The following is an 18127-nucleotide window of genomic DNA, read 5'->3' as shown; positions in this document are numbered from 1 at the left end:
TTATATCCGTTTATTGCTTTCTACAGGCAAAGTAATTACAAAATTTCCGTAATCTGAATTTTTATTCTGTACTGTCGCCCAATAATGCCTTTAGTGTTTCCAGCGTATCTGCCTCTTCTTTAGGCTTATCATGCCGCCAGCGCAAAATGCGGGGGAAACGCAGGGCGATGCCCGATTTATGCCTTGTGGACTTATTGATTCCCTCAAACCCTATTTCAAAAACCAACTCTGGTTTTACCGTTCGTACAGGGCCAAACTTATCGATGGTATTGCGCTTAATGAAATAATCAACCTTATTGATCTCTGCATCTGTTAAGCCTGAATAGGCCTTTGCAAAGGGAACCAGTTTATCGCCATCCCAAACAGCAAAGGTATAGTCGGTATACAAATCCGCCCGCCTGCCGTGCCCTTTTTGTGCATAGATCATCACGGCATCAACCGTAAGGGGATCAATTTTCCATTTCCACCAGTCCCCCCGCCTGCGGCCAACCTGGTATGCCGCGCTTTTGCGCTTTATCATAACCCCCTCGGCTATCATGGCACGTGATTGCTCCCTGGCCTGGCCCAAATGCTCCCAGCTATCAAACTGTATCAGGGACGAAATGTGGAATACTTCGGGATACAAAGTTGCAGCCTGAAGTCCCTCTAAAATAACCCGCCTTTCGCTTTGTTGCTTTGGTCTTATATCGTCACCGCTAAATTCCAGGCAATCATAAGCAATTACAGCAACCGGACTTTCTTCCAGTATTTTTTTACTCAGGTTTTTTCTGCCGATACGGGTTTGCAATACATTGAAAGGCATAGGCGAGCCATTTCGAAAACTCAGGATCTCGCCATCAATCACAGTACCATCTGGCAGTGCATTTAAGAAAGGGTGCAGCTCGGGAAATTTCTCGGTAACAAGGTCTTCTCCACGGCTCCAGATAAAGATCTCGCCGCCTCGTTTTATCATTTGCGCGCGAATCCCATCCCATTTCCACTCAGCCTGCCAGTCGGCTGCATTACCAAGCGCCGTGCCAATCTCTTGTGGCGCTTTTTGCTTTTCGGAGGTTTCCTGTATAGGGTAAGCCAGGAAGAATGGATAGGGTCTTGATATATTTTCTGCAGCGTCCTGCTCCTCCATCAGCTGTGCATACTGGTAGGTTTCGGGAACCCAGTTGCCCATAATGCGGTGGGTAAGTACCGCTGCCTCTAAGCCCGAGATATCGGCCAATGCTTTAATCACCAGGTTTTGGGATACCCCAACCCGGAAGCTTCCGGTAAGCAGTTTGTTAAATACGAAACGCTCCTGGCTATCCAGCATGGCCCATGAATCCAGGAGCCATAGTTTTTTCTGCTCCTCGGTTTTATCAGCAAGGGCATTTATCTCGGCAATCCATTCGGTTAGGCTTTTGCTGCTTCCTATGTCGCTTTGAGGCATTAAGAGCGTCATGGTTTCGGCCAGGTCGCCTACTACATGATAGCTTTCCTCAAACAGCCACGCGGGTATGTTTGATACTTCCACAGCCCAGTTACGCACTAATGTAGAGTTGATTTGCCGTTTAGGTTTGCGGCCGGTAAACAAGGCAAGCATGTGCATTTTATCCGTATCCGGCACAGCTATAAAATAGTCTTTTAAAACCCTCACCTTTTCGTTGGTTTTGTTGGTTTCATCTAAAGAGAGAAAGAGCTGGGCAAAGGTTTTCATAACTCCACCCTCCCGGAAACCTCTGCGGAATCTTCTTCGGTCTGATTTTCAGGTGTCGTTTCTAAAGAAGCTGGTTGTGGGGAGGCTTCCTCCTCTTCGCCGCCATATAGAGTATATACTTCATGGGCATCAAATCCTATCCCGCTTAAGTAACGTGTAAAAGTGGCCGTATATCCGTGGGTAAGGTACACACTTTCGCAGCCGGTGGCATCAATGGCGCTGATGAGGCCGGTCCAGTCGGCGTGGTCTGATAGTGCAAATCCTCGGTCTGCTGCCCGGCGGCGTTTGGCTCCGCGGATAGACATCCAGCCAGAGCAATAACCAAAGCTATAGGGCTGAAACTTACGCATCCAGGGTGAGCCAACTGATGATGGCGGCGCTATGATCAAGCCCTTACGCACTTCTTCTTTTACTGATTCCTGGGTTATCCTTTCTGTTGGGTTTAATATCAGCCCATTACGGCGCAGCGCTTCGTTAGTGTTTTCTATCACGCTATGGGTATATACTTTGCCGTTAAGCAAGTCCAAATTTTGTAATATGCGCTGGGCCTTACCGAGGGAGTATCCAACCAAAACTGTTGCTATACCATTATGAATATTACCGCGCCACCAGTTGTTAATTTCCTCAAAGATCTGCACCTGCGGTTTCCAGGTGTAAACCGGCATCCCGAAGGTACACTCAGATATAAAGTGATGGCATTGTACCGGCTCAAATGGTGTGGAGATGCCGTCGTTCTCCACTTTGTAATCGCCGGATACTACCCAAACCTCTCCTTTGTATTCCACCCTGATTTGTGCCGAGCCAATAACATGGCCGGCAGGATACAGAGATATGGCAACTCCATTCTTCATCACTGTTTCGCCATATTCTACGGTTTGCAGTGTGATTTCACCTAAACGGTAGCGCAGCACCTCTCTTGATAAATGATGGGCCAGGTAGCGTTTATGCCCCACGTAGGCATGATCGGCATGTGCGTGAGTAATCACAGCATCATCAACCGGTTTCCATGGGTCGATGTAAAACATACCCTGTGGACAGTAAATTCCCCGGTCGGTAAACTCAAGCAGTGGTTTTTTTGCCATAGTATATATTTAAACCGTTTGGGTACAAATAAGTTTTAGGCTGTGCTTATGCTTAACCGGCAGTATTCACCAATAAAAAAGCCGCCTGTAAAACAGGCGGCTCAAAATATATTTTTAAACTCCCCTTTAGGGGGCTGGGTGTTATTGCGTTGAGATACTTGTAAACTTTGATCCTAAGCTTATATAGTCAGTCATGATCTGGCCTGCTTCACGTTTTACAAAATCCAGGTCTTCATCTTTAGGTTTTTTATCACCTTTTTTAAGGGCTGGTAAACCTAAGGCAACACGGCGCAGGTTATTGCGCTCTAAAGCTTTTTGCTCATCAGCGTCGCGTTGTTTTTTCAATTCGCCTTCGTTTAAAGTTACGCTGTTTTCTGTTTCGTGCTTTTTAAAATCGGCAATATCTTCCAGCATGTATTTATAACTTTCGCTGGTAGCCATACGCTGATCATGCAGTTTTGTTAACTGAGGCAACACAGAGGTAAAATCACCGGCTTTGGTGAAATCACTTTTCTGAATAACATCAAAAGGCATAGCCGATGGCTCTGTATCCTCGCCATATTTATCCAACGGAATTAATGACGGGAACTGGATATCCGGCGTTACACCTTTGTGCTGGGTTGAGTTGCCGCTAATGCGATAAAACTTAGCTATAGTTAAATTAAGCTGACCATAAGTGCTCTGGCTGCCGGTTGATACTCTTGTTTTAGCACCCGGAGATACTCTGTTTGCCAGCTGGTTAATTTTATCCTTAATTGGTGAACCTAATATCCTATCCAGATCAATTGCGTTTTGAACAGATCCTTTACCATAGGTTTGCGTACCTAATATGATACCGCGACCATAATCCTGTATCGCTCCCGAAAAAATTTCGGATGCGGAAGCGCTGAAACGATCAACCAATATACCTAAGGGACCTGCGTATGTGATTGATGGATCATCATCTTTCTCCACATCAACCTGGTCTTTAGTATCACGTACCTGTACTACCGGGCCGCTTTTTATAAATAAGCCGGTAAGTTCAATGGCTTCCATTAATGAACCGCCGCCATTCTCGCGCAAATCAATCACCACACCGTCAACGTTTTCCTGTTTAAGGGAATCCAATAACAGTTTTACGTCATGAGTAGTGCTCTTATAGTTGGGGTTACCTGCTTTGTAATCATTGTAGTCGATATAAAAAGCCGGGATAGAAATTACACCAATTTTTACCGCTTTACCATTGTTGTTGTAGGTACGAATTTCCTTTTTTGCAGATTGATCTTTTAAAATGATCTTTTCGCGTATCATCTCCACCACTTTTGGCTTACCACCGGCGCTTGTTCCGGCAGGTAAGATCTCCAGTCTTACAACGGTACCTTTTGTACCACGGATTAAGGCAATGGCGTTTTCCACTCTCCAGCCAACAACATTCTGAAATTCGCCGATTTTGCCCTGGGCAACGCCAACAATGCGGTCGTCAATAGAAATTTGTTTGCTTTTATCGGCAGGGCCGCCTGGTACTACAGATTTTATGGTTACATATTCATTTTCAACCAACAGCGATGCGCCGATCCCTTCCAGCTGACGTGACATTTCAATATTGAAATTAGCCGCGTTTGATGGGTTAAAGTAATTGGTATGCGGATCTATTGTCTCGGTAAAGGCATCCATGAAATATTGAAAAACGTCCTGGTTTGAAAGTTTGCCGGCTTGCGACAATAAATTCGTGTAGCGTTTTTTTAATGTTTCTTTATTTTTAGCCATATCTGGGTTGGCTATTTTTAAATTCAACAGGTCATATTTTACCCGTTGTCCCCACATGTCATCCATTTCGGTTTGCGAAGCAGGCCATGGCAGTTTATCGCGATCGTAAACAAAGGTTTCTTTTTTATCAAAATCAAAGCTTTTGTTTAAACGGGCCAGTGAGTAGTTTACATGCTCAATGTATCTTTTTTGAAAAACATTAAATATGTAAAAAGCATCATTCAGGTTACCTGCTTTAATGTCATCATCAAGCACGGTTTTATACTTTTCAAAGTCCTTGATATCTGATGCTAAAAAATAGCTGTGGTTCTCATCCAGAGATTTTATATATCGGTTGTAAATCACTGTTGATATAGAATCATTCAGTTCAACCTTTTTATAATTGTAATTGGTAATAAGCTCAGCAATTTTTTTGCAAACTATGACCTGCTGCTCATCGGGCACCAGATCTGCTGTACTTACTTTAATTGGCTTAGAGGGGGATGCTTTACATGCAAGTGCTGTAGCAAGCATTAAAAATAAATATACTTTCTTAAACATATCTTTTACTGTAATTAAATCGGGGGTTGTGTAAAACATCAATATCTGTGCCTAATTTATAATTGCTAATGTAAAAAAAAGAGACAGTCAAAACGCTGTCTCCTAATAACAATAACAATTATACGATAATGTTTTGCTTGTAGTATACATGCATCTGCATTTTACGCTATTGTTACATAAAAAAAACTAAAATTGGTTAAAATTGTGATGCATACTTATCTACCAATCGTTTCATCTCACTATTTACAATATCAGAGAGGCCATCATCCATGTCAAATGTTAGGGTAGCGTGCACTGTAGTAATCTCGCCCTCAATATATTTTTCTAAGGCATCGGTTATACTTTCTCTGGTTCTATCAGGATATTCCCAAATTTCCATTGCAGATTTTACTACACATTTTGCAAAAGTATCCCTTAAAAATAGAAAGTCTTTATCCATATAAGTTGACTTTATATCTATTGACCACAATATCATTTCTTTAAACAATCTGGCTAATGAAGAAGCTACGTAATACAAGCCTTTAAGGTCAGATGGATGGCCTGGCTCAGCATAATAAAAAGGGTAAGCTGTATTCATCAAATTCATCCCCGACTGAGCGAAGTGTTCTAAAGATGCTAATTTTTCGCCAATCCATTTTAACAAATCTTCCGGATGTTGAATGTTTTCTTTTGAGCCTAATAAAATATGATAATCTAAATCAAACTTTAAGCTCTCGAATTTTATTAGTTCATCTTTAAGGACTTGAACGAAAAATAATATCTCATAATAGCCTTCTTTATTCAATGCCAAATTAATTGCATTAGCAGATAAATTCTTCCAATATTCAGGTTGTGAGGATACCTTAATTTTTTTCCTTAGGTCTAGGGCACTTTGGAATAAATGAGATAATTGGACTTTTAAAATTGCAATAATCTCTTGAGCTTTTTCAAATTCAAAACACCAGCTTTTATTGCTATTTCTTAACTCATTTACAAACTCGATGACTTTAACGGAATCCACGGTGTCTGAAAAGTCTGCGTCAATATTTTTTTTCCAAAAAGGAAGAATATTAATTAATGGTTTGTAGATAAAAATGTAAATAGGAATTCCCCTACGTTTTGCATACAAAAATTCTGTATTAGTTATAGATTTTCCCGTGTCAGTTATATAACCGTATCGATTTCCAACAATTAAAATGAAAATATCGGCCGTATCTACATTCTGAATGCAATTTTCTATTGTGTCATTATCAGGATCGATCGGGAAAGTACCATATTCCGACAAGATTGGATGATAGTCTGTACTAGATAGGAAATCAAATAAATCTGACCTGATTTGTGATAAATCATAACATGTGGAACTAACGAAAATTTTTAATTGACTCATGGAATAGGTTATATTTAATAAGGTAACAGCTATTTAAGTGAGGATAACTGTTATTTAATTACCTTTTTTTGATCGGTATCGTCAGTTTCAGCGTAGCGGATCTCGGCTTTAGGGTTCGATTTATTATCCTGCAGGTAGCGTGCTTGTTTGTTTATGGCTGTTACATCCATAGTAAGGCCATGTGAAGTAGCCAGGGCGCGGGCTTCATCAAGATCCTGCATCGCCTGTGTATAATCGCCATAACCGGCCTTTACGGTAGCCAGCCCTATTAAATTAGTGATGGTATGCCTGTCGTCGTTTTGCTGGCGCGATATCTGGAGGCTTTGCAATAAATACCATTTTGCTTCTGACAGGCGATTTTGCTTTAAATACATCTGCGCCAGATCACTAAAGTTATAGCTGGCGGCATTGTAAACGCGAAAACGCATATTATGCTGCGCCGTTTTCATTACCGACATTTCTTGCATGTAAAGCATATAAGGAGCACGCTCAAGAATGTTTGAAGTAATTTTAAGTTTGGCAATTTTAGCTGTAGGCAACTTGCTTACAGAATTATCCTTTAACCCGGCAAGCGGCGGAAAACGTTCGTGCTTTTTAAATACGTTATTTATAGAATTTATGGGTTTTTGCCACCATTGCGCAGACGCCGATACGCTAACTGAGCATAAGATAATAAGGAAAAAATATCTCATTTAACTTTTCTTGTCTGAGTTTAATAAATTAATCAGTAAACAAATATAATCATAATACCCAGCTAATCAATACTTATAACCGGGTAAAATAGTTGCGATATTTTGTTTATCCTGCATTTAACGCAAGAAAAGCCTATAATGTTGTTATTCAAAAACCTCCACGTCCCCATCATGCAGTGCCCACACCATGTATGGGTGTGTATCGGCATGATAAATTTTACCGTCCGCTGATATTCCTATTACCCCGGCAAAGCCATCAAACGGTTTCAACTCATTCAAAGTTTTCTCAGTAGCTGCAGATATGGCCATGCCATCGGTAATTCTGGTAACAATTTTTGAGGCTACAGATCCGCTTACAATATCCTCGCCAACACCGGTACATGAAATTCCGGCGTAAGTATTTGCATAATTACCCGCTGTAGTTGCCGAATCACTCACCCGGCCCGGAATTTCAAAACCCTTGCCTCCTGTTGATGTGGCCGCGGCCAGGTTGCCGTAAACATCAAGCGCCACGCAGCCCACTGTTCCCAGCCTGATGGAGTCACTTAATTTTTTTTCGTACTCATGGCGGCGCTGAGGTGTTTCGGGGTTGTAATAGGCAACCCCATTATTGGTAGCAAACTCTTTTGCGCCTTTGCCGCTTAAAACACGATCATCATAGGCCATGAGTTTATCGGCGATGCAAATAGGGTTTTTTACATCTTCAATATTGATCACGCCAGAAAATTTTTGAGTTTTGCCATCCATCAATGATGCGCTGAGCCTTATTTTACCATCACTTTGTATTTGTGAGCCCGTACCCGCATTAAATAATTCGCAATCCTCCAGGAGGCAAACTGTATAAACCGCCGTTTGCAGGGCGGTATGGTTTTGCAGGTATCTGTATCCGGCTTGCACAATATCTTTTAAAGCTTGTTGCTTGGCCTGTTTTATCTCGTGATTGGTTTGCGATTCGCTGAAAAAACCGCCATGAATAATGATCTTCATTTTGAACTGTTTAAATTGATTCAAAAATATAGTTCGCCATGCCGAATTTATTTCAGCATCCCACAGGACAAGTAAACTTAAAGGTTATACCAAGCGTGTGAGATCCTGAAACAAGTTCAGGATAACATTTTTTATAACTGAGGAGTAGGTTATTTATTGTAAAAGGTCGCTATCGGGGGCCTGAATAAAAACTCCGTCTTCAACCTTAACCGCTTTTTTTATGAGTAAACGATGTTGTGTAAGATCATATTTATCATAAATAGACATGACATGCACCTTTAAATTTTCGATGGATACCGGCGAGCCTAATTCCACGTCATAGATATTGGTGGCAACAATGCTTCTGCCATCAACCAAAATAATAAGGCCTGATCCTATAGCCTCCATCATATTACCTTCTGTAATCAATAAGCCCGCATCTTCGCCCAGGCCAATACCCAGGATGCCCGGGTTGGTTGCTACGGCATACATGAGCCGGCCAATGCGGCCACGCTGTACAAAATGGGTATCAACTATAACAGAATCAATAAAGCCAAGCCCGGCGGTAATCTGTACTTCGCCTTTAATGAGGGCTTCGTTACTTTGGCCGCGATAGATCATGTGGGTTGAGGCTGCTGCCGCCCCTGCCGATGTGCCCGCTATTACAAAGTTTTCATTCCTGAAACGTTGTTTCAGGATCTGTAAAAATTCGGTACCACCAAAAATAGCGGTTAGCCTAAGCTGATCGCCGCCACTAAACATCACTACGTCTGCCTTACGGATGCGCTCAAGGTAATTTTTATTTGCCGCATCTTCACGGCTTTTTATGTGTAGTACATTAACATTGGTAACATTTAGCTGCCCAAATGCCTTTATGTACTCATCGCCCACCAGCTCCGGAATTTGGGAGGCAGTAGTAATAACTTCAACCAACGAACCTTCGTGCTTAGCAGACTCAGTAATAATCCGCCGTAAAATGCCCTGTTCAAAAAATTTAATATAATCTGGCTGTAAAATGTGTTCCTGTATGGTTACGTTACTCCCCATATCAACCGCGCCACCTATAATTATTAGTTTTCCTTTCGGGACAATCATGCTTTTTTTAATTTGGTTGTTAAAGCTGATTGGGTTGACAAAGTTGATTGAGCTACCTAAAATTTCTAATTATTTATCAGATAAACATGCACTAAATCACCTTAATTCAACTAATCAACTGATTTTACAATACAAATTACGATAAAATGCATCAAAAACACAGTCTGTTATAAACAAATAATGCCTTTTTACCTTTAAAAATTTTAAATACCCTATTAAGTTTTATAGTTTTAAAGAAAAAAAGCCGTTTAAAAATTTCGTAACATACGTATGAAGATCGAGAATATACAAGTACTGCGCGGACCGAACATCTGGAGCATCCGCCGCAAAAAATTAATACAAATGCGGCTTGACCTGCAGGAGATGGAGCACAAGCCATCTAACGAAATTGACGGTTTTTATGAACGCCTGGAAAGCTTACTGCCATCATTATATACTCACCGCTGTTCGCCGGGTGTACCGGGAGGTTTTTTTCAGCGGGTTATTGCTGGTACCTGGATGGGCCACGTTATAGAGCATATTGCACTTGAAATACAAACCCTGGCAGGCATGGATACCGGCTTTGGCCGTACCCGCGAAACTAAAACCAAAGGGGTATATAATGTAGTATTTGCCTATCTTGAAGAAAAAGTAGGGGTATTTGCAGCTGAATCGGCAGTGCGCATTGCCCAGGCTTTGATCAAGGGCGAGGAGTATGATCTTGACTCTGATATTCAGGAAATGCGCGAGATTCGCGAACATACCCGTTTAGGGCCAAGTACAGGATCAATTGTTGAAGAAGCGATAGCAAGGGATATTCCCTGGATCAGACTTAACAATCAATCCCTGGTGCAGTTAGGTTATGGTAAAAACCAGGTGCGTTTTCGCGCTACCATGACCGAGAAAACCAGCAGTATTGCGGTTGATATTGCCAGTAATAAAGATGAAACCAAACGCATGCTGCAGGAGCAGGCCATTCCTGTTGCCAAAGGCATTACCATTTCATCGGCAGAGGGAGTGGCCGAGGCAATCCGCAAGGTGGGTTTCCCGTTGGTATTTAAACCGCTGAATGGTAATCATGGGAGGGGTATTTCTATCAATATCCGAACCGAAGCCGAGGCGATGGATGCTTATGAGCATGCTGCCAAAATATCACATAAAGTTATTGTTGAGCGTTTTGTTACCGGCTATGATTTTAGGGTACTGGTAATTGATAATAAAATGGTAGCCGCCGCCCTGCGCGATCCGGCCCATGTTAAAGGTGATGGAATATTAACCATACAGCAACTTATTGACAAGGAAAATACCGACCCACGCCGCGGTTATGGGCATGAAAATGTGCTTACGCTGATTGGTATTGACCGGGATACGATTGACCTGCTGGAAAAGAAGGGTTATACCCTGGATACCATACCTGCTAATGGCGAAAAAGTATTTGTAAAATCAACCGCCAACCTGAGCACCGGCGGCACGTCTGTTGATGTTACCGACCATGTACACCCGCAGAATATTTTTATTTGCGAAAGGATCTCGAAAATAATTGGCCTGGATATCTGCGGTATTGATATCATGGCCGAAAATCTTCATGAGCCCCTTACCGAAAATGGAGGCGTAGTATTGGAGGTTAACGCAGCGCCTGGCTTCAGGATGCATATTGCACCCAGCGAGGGCTTACCACGTAACGTTGCCGGGCATGTGCTTGATATGCTTTATCCAACCGGGAAATCGGCAAGGATTCCCATTATTGCTGTTACTGGCACCAATGGTAAAACCACCACTACCCGTTTAATTGCGCACATTGTTAAAAATAATGGGCATAGGGTGGGCTTTACTACCTCTGATGGTATTTATGTGCAAAATACCATGATGTTAAAGGGTGATACTACTGGCCCTGTAAGCTCTGAGTTTATTTTGAAAGACCCTACTGTTGATTTTGCAGTATTGGAAACCGCCCGCGGCGGCATCCTGCGCTCGGGCTTGGGCTTTGGCTTTTGCGATATTGGTGTAGTAACCAATATTCAGGAAGATCACCTGGGCCTTTCTGATATCCATACGCTTGATGATTTGGCAAGGGTAAAAAGTGTAGTGCTCAACTCTGTTAAAAAAGATGGCTGGGGCGTTTTAAATGCTGATAACGAATATTGTGTACGCATAGGCAATAAGGCAGATTGTAACATCGCTTATTTTAGCAGGAACGAGAATAACCCGATCATTAAATCGCATTGCCGTAAGGGCGGTATCGCTGCAATATGCGAAAACGGGTTTATCACTATACAAAAAGGCGACTGGAAGATAAGGGTACAACGTACTATTCTTATCCCGCTAACCTTTGGTGGTACCGTTCCTTTTATGATTGAAAATGTGCTGGCGGCAACTTTAGCTACGTTTTTATGGGGCTTCAAAACGGAAGATATTAAAACCTCATTGGAAACCTTTATTCCATCGGCAGCGCAAACACCGGGTCGCATGAATATTTTTGAGTTTAGGGATTTCCGTTTCATGATTGATTTTGCCCACAACCCTGACGGATATAATGGTATCAGAGAGTTTTTAAGGCATATCGATTCGCCATTGAAAATAGGTATTATAGCAGGTACCGGCGACAGGCGCGATGATGATATCCGCGAGCTTGGAAAAATATCTGCCGAAATGTTTGATTATATCATCCTTCGCCAGGAAAAACACCTGCGCGGGCGTACTGCAGAAAATATTTTGAGCTTGCTTATAGAAGGGATTAAATCAGTTAATCCGGATAAGCCTATAGAAGTAGTGCCAAAAGAAATTGATGCCATAAAGCATGCTATGAGCCTTGCCAAACCCGGTACTTTCATTACCGCTTTAAGCGATGTAGTTGATAACGCCATTGAAACGGTACAAAACTACCAGGAACAGGAGCGGAACGGGTTGTTTAACGTATAGCCTGCCATAGGGTATTATAAGTGATGTCATTGCGAGTTTTACTATCCGGGAGACACTGAAAGGAAAATGACGTTGGAAAAGTTTGTCATCCTGAGGAACGAAGGATCTATTCGCAGACTGTAAAGGTCAAAGAAGCATAGCGGAGAGTAGATCCTTCGTTCCTCAGGATGACAAAAGCGTTTTTAGTAAATACGTCATAGGTAGAACCTATCCATGACAAGCCGTAGAATCCCAGACTTACGAAGTTTTTAAAACTTCGTAAGTCTTTCTCCGTTTATTTTAGCTATTCCTCGGTGCCGATAAATACCAATGCCATAACAGCATACTTGCGATAGTTTTATAAGGCGCCCATTGTTCGGTTATCGCAATCATTTCTTGTTTTGAAATATCTTTGGGTAGCAATTTTACTCTTTTCAAAGCATTTACCGCTGCCAGATCACCGATGGGGAAAATATCGGCATGCTGTAATACAAACATCAAATACACGTCGGCCGTCCAGTTGCCGATGCCTTTGAGGGCAATAAGTTTGGCCCGAACAATTTCATCAGGCAGTTGCTCCAGTTCTTGGAGGTTGATTTGCCCGTTGATCATAGCCTCTGCTAAATATTTGGTATAGGTGGTTTTTTGTCGACTGAAATAACAGGCTTTAAACTCTTCGTCGGTTAATAACAATACCCTGGCCGGGGTTATTTCCTGAACCCGCTCCCGTAGTTTATTTAATGCGGATAGTGCTGACGCCAGCGATACCTGTTGCTCCAGGATGATGTGCACCAGGGTTTCGAACGTGTTTGGCCTTGACCATAGCGGTGGATAGCCATAGGTATTGATAATTACAGCCAAATCGGCATCAGCTAAGGCAAGCTCATCGCAAATGGCGTGGTAATTGGCGTGGTTAAACTGTTTAAACATGGTAACCTATTCGGCCTGTTTTACAATTATTTTATCCAGGTTGTGCAAATACCTGCGACCGGTTTTAAAATCAGCAGCCGAACTCATTTGCAGGCTTTCGGGCATTTTATCAGCTTTGACTCCATTTTTCTCCGTAAGGATAAAAACATGGTTGCCTACTTCGGTATTGAATAATTCGTTCCATGAGTAAACTACTTTGTAGCCATCAGCACCCTGGCAAACAAAATAAAACTGGCTCAACAATTTGGGGCTGGCGGTTTTAAACGTGGTATGGCTTAAAATATCTTTCAGCAGAACACCTTTTAATTGATCGTCCTTATGTTTAAACTCACCAAGGTGGTTGGTGACGTTCATTTCGCCAATGTCATGTACTTTATACTGCAAAATAGAATCAATAGTAATCACCGACTCTTTTGTTACCTGCCCTGTAATGCTGAACTTTTGAGTGGGGTTCAATTTTTCCTGTGCAAAGGCAGCAGTGCTATACAGCAAAACAAGTAATAACAGCTTTTTCATAGTAATGGTAAATATAGCAAGCCCGCTTCAAAACAGCACAAAAAAATCAGGCCCAAATGAACCTGATCTGTTGCAATTACTTGCCATTATTTAGGGGTATAATACTATTAAAGCTCCTGCATGATATCATTTACAGATGCACGCCTGGTATAATCCTTATTAAAGTGCACGAAAGCGATCTTGCCCGATTGATTAATAACATAAGTTGCTGGTACGGGTAGTACATGATCGGTATTGCCGTTGCTTTTATTAAGATCGAGGCCAAAGCTTTTGTATTTTTCAACTGTGGCATCGTCCAAAGTATAGTTAACTTTATAATCCTTCATGATGCTGTATCCTTTATCCTGAACAATAGAAAACGATGCGCGGGTTTTTTGAATGGTTTTGCTAATGTTCTCTTTGGTTTCGGGTGTTACAGCAATTACGTAAGCCCCTTTTGCGCTAAGCAGCTGCAGTGAATCCTGTAACTGTTGGATATGCTTATTGCAATAAGGGCACCACTCGCCCCTGTAAAAAAACAGCGCCACCGATTTGTGGGCTTTTAGTAATGTTTTCAGGTCGACTGATTTGCCTGAATTATCTATCGCGCTAAAAGTCGGAGCATCATCACCTTTTTTAAGCCCGGTTTGCGCCGAAAGCTGCAGGCCGGCAAAAGCCAGCATCATAATAAATAAATACTTTTTCATTTGAGTTGTTTAAAAATTGGAATTAAAAAAAAGAGGGAGCATCACCTCCCTCCAACGATCAAAAAACAAAAACAACCTACATTTTACTTGCAGTATCCTTAGTCATTTTCTTTTTGTCCATCTTCTTATCCATCTTCATCTTATCATTGTCCATTTTGGCCATTTTTTTCTTTTCCATTTTGGCCATCTTCATTTTATCTTTAGCCATTTTGCCGGTATCGCTCATTGCTGTAGTTGATCCGTTTGATAAAACAGGAGATAGAGATTTAGCCTGTACGTTAAGAGTTAAACAAACAGCAAGTACGGTTGCTGCCAATGCGCCTGAAATAATTGTTTTCATACTTTGATTTTTAGTTTTCATGTTGGTTTTATATTAACATTTCAACCTTAGTCGGGCGGTTTGGATAAGCCTTACAAAGTATTTTATTTTTTATTTAACTCGGCATCTATGCGTTCCTGTAATTCCTGTTTAAAGTCGTCATCAAGCCTTGTGCCCGATGTTTTCATAGAATCGAGAAAAAGCTGCTTTACCATTTCGTGGATAATGCGGCTTTGCTGGTTATATAATATACATATTGAACAACCTGCAAGGTGTATCCTCAACTCTATAGTTTCGCGAAACCCTAATTTTTGGAGCTGTTTTTTCTCTATCAAAAAAGTAGCTTGCCTGCAGTTGTAAATGATGTTTTTTAGTGGGCTCATATAAATTTCTTTAAATCCAGTTCCTTTGAAGACATGCCCTCAGGTTTAATTTGGCCCGGTGTATAATTACCCAAAAGTTGGCCTGTGTAACCTTCAGATCGTTGCAGATGATATCTGTAGCCGCATCATCAATGTGCTTCATTGTAAAAACAGCCATCCATAAAGCCGGCAGTTTTTGAAGGCACTTTTGAAGTATCTGGTTAAACTCCTTACCGGTCAATGGGTCATGATCTTCAATACCAAAAGGCTGGGGATAATGAGCTTTGTTCCAATGCCCGTTATCAGCATCAAAAAAATCCTGCTGCTCTTCTTCGGCCTCTTTAACGTCGGCCATTTTTAGGCCCGATGATTTTTTGCGGTACACATCAATTATTTTGTTTTTAAGGATAGCGGTGAGCCAGGTACGTTCGGAGCTTTTTCCTTCAAACTTATCTTTTCTTTCAAGGGCCGCTAAAAATGTTTCCTGCACTAGGTCTTTAGCCTGTTCTTCATCATTTAAGCGTGGCAGCGCGTAACCGTACAGGTAATCTGCATGCGCCTTAACCCAATGCCGTGGATCTAATAATTGATTTTCAGTAGCCATTGAATGGTATGTTCATAGTGTGTTTTAATTCCATTAGTCGCTAACATTGGCAAATCCTTACAATAAAATGCAGATTTTTTTGTGGCGAAAAAACAAATAGAATTATGCTAAATTTACATATATCCTATTGGTTATAATTTATTAAAACAGTTATCCCGCCGAATTGCCGTCCCCTCGCAAAAAAAAATAAATTTATTGTAAGGTTATTTAATGCAAGCCGACTAAGCCGTTAAAACGTACATAGATTATTAAAATATGAGATCAATTAAAATATTTGCCCTTACTGCCAGCCTTGCCATTGCAGTTTTGGTATCATCGGCTTTTATAAATCATAAAAGCCTTAATAAAAACAGTGAAGTTAAAACTGTCAGTAACGGTTTTGCTGTCATAGAGTTGTTCACCTCAGAGGGTTGTTCAAGTTGCCCGGCTGCTGATGAACTGGTTGCACGCATCCAGAAAGAGGATAGCGATAAACCGGTTTACATACTTGCCTATCATGTTGATTACTGGAACCGCCTGGGGTGGAAAGATGTTTTTAGCAACGCCGATTATTCAAAGAGACAAAACAAATATGCCAGCTGGCTACACCTGCAATCGGTTTATACACCGCAGATTGTAGTTAACGGAAAAAAAGAGTTCGTAGGTTCGGAAGAAGGTAATTTACGCAATGCTATTACAGTCGGCTTACGTACAAATGCTGCGGGTAAACTAACCCTTAATGCTCAAAGAGATAAGGACCATGTTACTGTACAATACCATAGCGAAGGAACAGAAAAGAATGCTACCCTGCTGTTGGCCCTTGTGCAAAAGGCCGCGCAAACCAAAGTGCAGCGCGGTGAAAATGGTGGCAAAACACTATCACATGTACAAATTGTGCGCAATATACAAAGCCAGCCAATAAATGCCGATGGTAAGGGTAACGCCATTATTGCCCTGCCCCAGGGATTTAGCACCCAGGGTTATGAAGTAATCGGCTTTGTGCAAAACGCGGACAACGGCACTATTTTGGCCGCGGCCAAAACAGCATTTGATAGTAATGGCACCAGTAAATAATATGGTTGTTGTTTGTTTTATATTAATGTAGCCTGTACCTGGTTAAGTTTAACCGGTTACAGGTATTTTTGCAAGCCAAAACCACTTTTTAAATGAAAGTAATAAAAGAAAAACACCCTTTAGCCATGCGGTGGACGCATTGGGTAAACTTCCCGATACTCACCATTATGATATGGAGTGGAATGTTAATTTACTGGGCTAATGACGAGTATAAAATAAAGCTGTTCGGGCATACCTATTTTATGTTTTTCCCGGAGTGGTTTTATAAAACCTTTAACATACCCCACCGCCTGGCAGAAGGTATGGCCTTTCATTTTTTGTTTATGTGGGCCTTTGCCATTAATGGGCTGGTATATATACTGTACACCATAATATCTGGCGAGTGGCGGGAGCTTGTTCCGCAAAAAAAATCATTTAAAGAGGCGTGGCTGGTGTTGCTGCATGACCTGCACATCAGAAAAATGGCGCCGCCTCAAAATAAATATAACGCCGCCCAGCGCATTGCATACACTGCAATTATAGTGATGGGCATTGGCTCATTAATAACCGGCCTTGCCATTTATAAACCGGTTCAGTTTTATTATTTAACATGGATATGTGGCGGTTATCATTTTGCACGCATCCTGCATTTCGCGCTCACTATAGGCTATGTGTTTTTCTTTTTGATACACATAGTACAGGTAGTACTTGCCGGCTGGAATAATTTCAGATCAGTTATATCCGGATTTGAAGTGGTAAATGAACCCGATCCTCAACCCGTTATTGAAACCCCAACCCCAACCGATGAAAAACCTATTCAGTAAAAAAAATAAAGGCCCTAAAAAGCCGCTTACGGTTGAGCAAAAGATCACGAGGCGTAATTTTATTTCGTTCGGTACATTTTTTGTAGCATCCGGCGTGGCTTATGGTGGCTGGAAATGGCTGTATAACTCGCCCGAAGAAGCTGCAGGCATAACCGCAGGGGCCCGCAAACCTTTACGCAGGGCGTTAAACAAAACCGAACTGGCCTTCCGTACTTTTTTCAGCAATAATCATCTTGTAAAAACGTATCCTAAGGAAATGGCTGCCAAAAATGTACGCCATAACAGTGACGTAGGATCGGAGGGAAAGATAGATATAGCGGCATGGAAACTCCAGGTAAAAAAGCAATCTGGCGAGGTATTGAACATTAGCCTGGATGATATTAAGGCCTTGCCCAAAACAGATATCATTTATGATTTTAAATGCGTGGAGGGCTGGGACCAGATCTCGCATTGGGGAGGTGTAAAATTCAGCGATTTTATCACTCATTTTAAACTGGATGATCAAACCCGGCTGGAATATGTGGGTATGGAAACGCCCGATAAAGAATACTATGTTGGTATTGATATGCCCAGCGCCATGCACCCACAAACAATGCTGGCCTATGAGATGAACGAAAAGCCCTTGCAGCCAAAGCACGGCGCGCCCTTACGGCTTATAATTCCTGTAAAATATGGCATCAAAAACCTGAAACGCTTGGGCAGTATCTCCTTTAGCGATAAGCGCCCGCGTGATTACTGGGCCGAGCAGGGTTATGATTATTATTCGGGGTTATAAATGATTATGGCTAACGCTGTTTTGAATA

At 41.8% G+C, this 18127-nt stretch carries 17 protein-coding genes; 4 read left to right on the top strand and 13 right to left on the bottom strand.

Annotated elements, in window-relative coordinates:
- Positions 1-61: 61 nt before the first annotated feature.
- The 7 genes from Q0R88_RS27030 to Q0R88_RS27000 form a co-directional block, all read right to left on the bottom strand.
- Positions 62-1687, bottom strand: coding sequence for an ATP-dependent DNA ligase (locus Q0R88_RS27030; RefSeq protein WP_295721937.1), 1626 nt, complete (start codon positions 1685-1687; stop codon positions 62-64).
- Entirely contained in the window at positions 1684-2769 is a 1086-nt protein-coding gene (locus Q0R88_RS27025) for a ligase-associated DNA damage response exonuclease (RefSeq protein WP_295721935.1), read from the bottom strand. Before Q0R88_RS27025 ends, Q0R88_RS27030 begins: the two co-directional genes overlap by 4 nt.
- Positions 2770-2910: 141 nt before the next feature.
- Positions 2911-5055: a carboxy terminal-processing peptidase gene (locus tag Q0R88_RS27020; protein WP_295721933.1), complete on the bottom strand. Its 2145-nt coding sequence runs from the start codon at positions 5053-5055 to the stop codon at positions 2911-2913.
- Positions 5056-5251: 196 nt separating this feature from the next.
- On the bottom strand, positions 5252-6421 hold the full coding sequence (locus Q0R88_RS27015) for a DUF4062 domain-containing protein (protein WP_295721931.1): 1170 nt from the start codon (positions 6419-6421) through the stop codon (positions 5252-5254).
- 50 nt (positions 6422-6471) lie between these two features.
- Entirely contained in the window at positions 6472-7113 is a 642-nt protein-coding gene (locus tag Q0R88_RS27010) for a tetratricopeptide repeat protein (protein WP_295721929.1), read from the bottom strand.
- 144 nt (positions 7114-7257) lie between these two features.
- A complete protein-coding gene (locus Q0R88_RS27005; RefSeq protein WP_295721927.1) occupies positions 7258-8100 on the bottom strand; it encodes an isoaspartyl peptidase/L-asparaginase in 843 nt (280 codons plus the stop codon).
- 153 nt (positions 8101-8253) lie between these two features.
- A complete protein-coding gene (locus tag Q0R88_RS27000) occupies positions 8254-9174 on the bottom strand; it encodes a cyanophycinase (RefSeq protein ID WP_295721925.1) in 921 nt (306 codons plus the stop codon).
- 270 nt (positions 9175-9444) lie between these two features.
- Here Q0R88_RS27000 and cphA point away from each other — a divergent pair, with 270 nt between their 5' ends.
- Positions 9445-12072 (top strand): cyanophycin synthetase, encoded by a 2628-nt coding sequence (gene cphA / locus Q0R88_RS26995; RefSeq protein ID WP_295721923.1) that lies wholly within the window; start codon positions 9445-9447, stop codon positions 12070-12072.
- Between the two features lie 279 nt (positions 12073-12351).
- On the opposite strand, the gene Q0R88_RS26990 is transcribed toward cphA, so the two are convergent.
- The 6 genes from Q0R88_RS26990 to Q0R88_RS26965 all read right to left on the bottom strand — a co-directional run bounded on the left by Q0R88_RS26990 (position 12352) and on the right by Q0R88_RS26965 (position 15468).
- Positions 12352-12981 carry a DNA-3-methyladenine glycosylase 2 family protein gene (locus tag Q0R88_RS26990; RefSeq protein WP_295721921.1) on the bottom strand — a complete coding sequence of 210 codons (630 nt, stop codon included), beginning with the start codon at positions 12979-12981 and terminating at the stop codon, positions 12352-12354.
- Between the two features lie 6 nt (positions 12982-12987).
- Positions 12988-13497 (bottom strand): molybdopterin-binding protein, encoded by a 510-nt coding sequence (locus Q0R88_RS26985; protein ID WP_295721919.1) that lies wholly within the window; start codon positions 13495-13497, stop codon positions 12988-12990.
- Between the two features lie 107 nt (positions 13498-13604).
- Positions 13605-14183, bottom strand: coding sequence for a peroxiredoxin-like family protein (locus tag Q0R88_RS26980; RefSeq protein WP_295721917.1), 579 nt, complete (start codon positions 14181-14183; stop codon positions 13605-13607).
- Positions 14184-14259: 76 nt separating this feature from the next.
- A complete protein-coding gene (locus Q0R88_RS26975; protein WP_295721915.1) occupies positions 14260-14523 on the bottom strand; it encodes a hypothetical protein in 264 nt (87 codons plus the stop codon).
- A gap of 83 nt (positions 14524-14606) precedes the next feature.
- On the bottom strand, positions 14607-14885 hold the full coding sequence (locus Q0R88_RS26970; protein WP_295721913.1) for a hypothetical protein: 279 nt from the start codon (positions 14883-14885) through the stop codon (positions 14607-14609).
- A 10-nt stretch (positions 14886-14895) separates the two neighbouring features.
- The gene (locus Q0R88_RS26965; protein ID WP_295721911.1) at positions 14896-15468 is read right to left on the bottom strand and encodes a sigma-70 family RNA polymerase sigma factor; all 573 of its coding nucleotides are present in this window, start codon (positions 15466-15468) and stop codon (positions 14896-14898) included.
- Positions 15469-15723: 255 nt separating this feature from the next.
- Here Q0R88_RS26965 and Q0R88_RS26960 point away from each other — a divergent pair, with 255 nt between their 5' ends.
- The 3 genes from Q0R88_RS26960 (at position 15724) to Q0R88_RS26950 (ending at position 18099) form a co-directional block, all read left to right on the top strand.
- Positions 15724-16521, top strand: coding sequence for a DUF1223 domain-containing protein (locus tag Q0R88_RS26960; protein ID WP_295721909.1), 798 nt, complete (start codon positions 15724-15726; stop codon positions 16519-16521).
- A gap of 92 nt (positions 16522-16613) precedes the next feature.
- Entirely contained in the window at positions 16614-17324 is a 711-nt protein-coding gene (locus Q0R88_RS26955) for a cytochrome b/b6 domain-containing protein (protein WP_295721906.1), read from the top strand.
- Positions 17305-18099: a molybdopterin-dependent oxidoreductase gene (locus Q0R88_RS26950; protein WP_295721903.1), complete on the top strand. Its 795-nt coding sequence runs from the start codon at positions 17305-17307 to the stop codon at positions 18097-18099. The genes Q0R88_RS26955 and Q0R88_RS26950 overlap by 20 nt, the downstream gene beginning before the upstream one ends.
- Positions 18100-18127: the final 28 nt, after the last annotated feature.

The sequence above is a fragment of the Mucilaginibacter sp. genome (genome assembly GCF_025362475.1).
Taxonomy (GTDB): domain Bacteria; phylum Bacteroidota; class Bacteroidia; order Sphingobacteriales; family Sphingobacteriaceae; genus Mucilaginibacter.
This window is presented reverse-complemented; position numbering and strand designations above follow the sequence as displayed.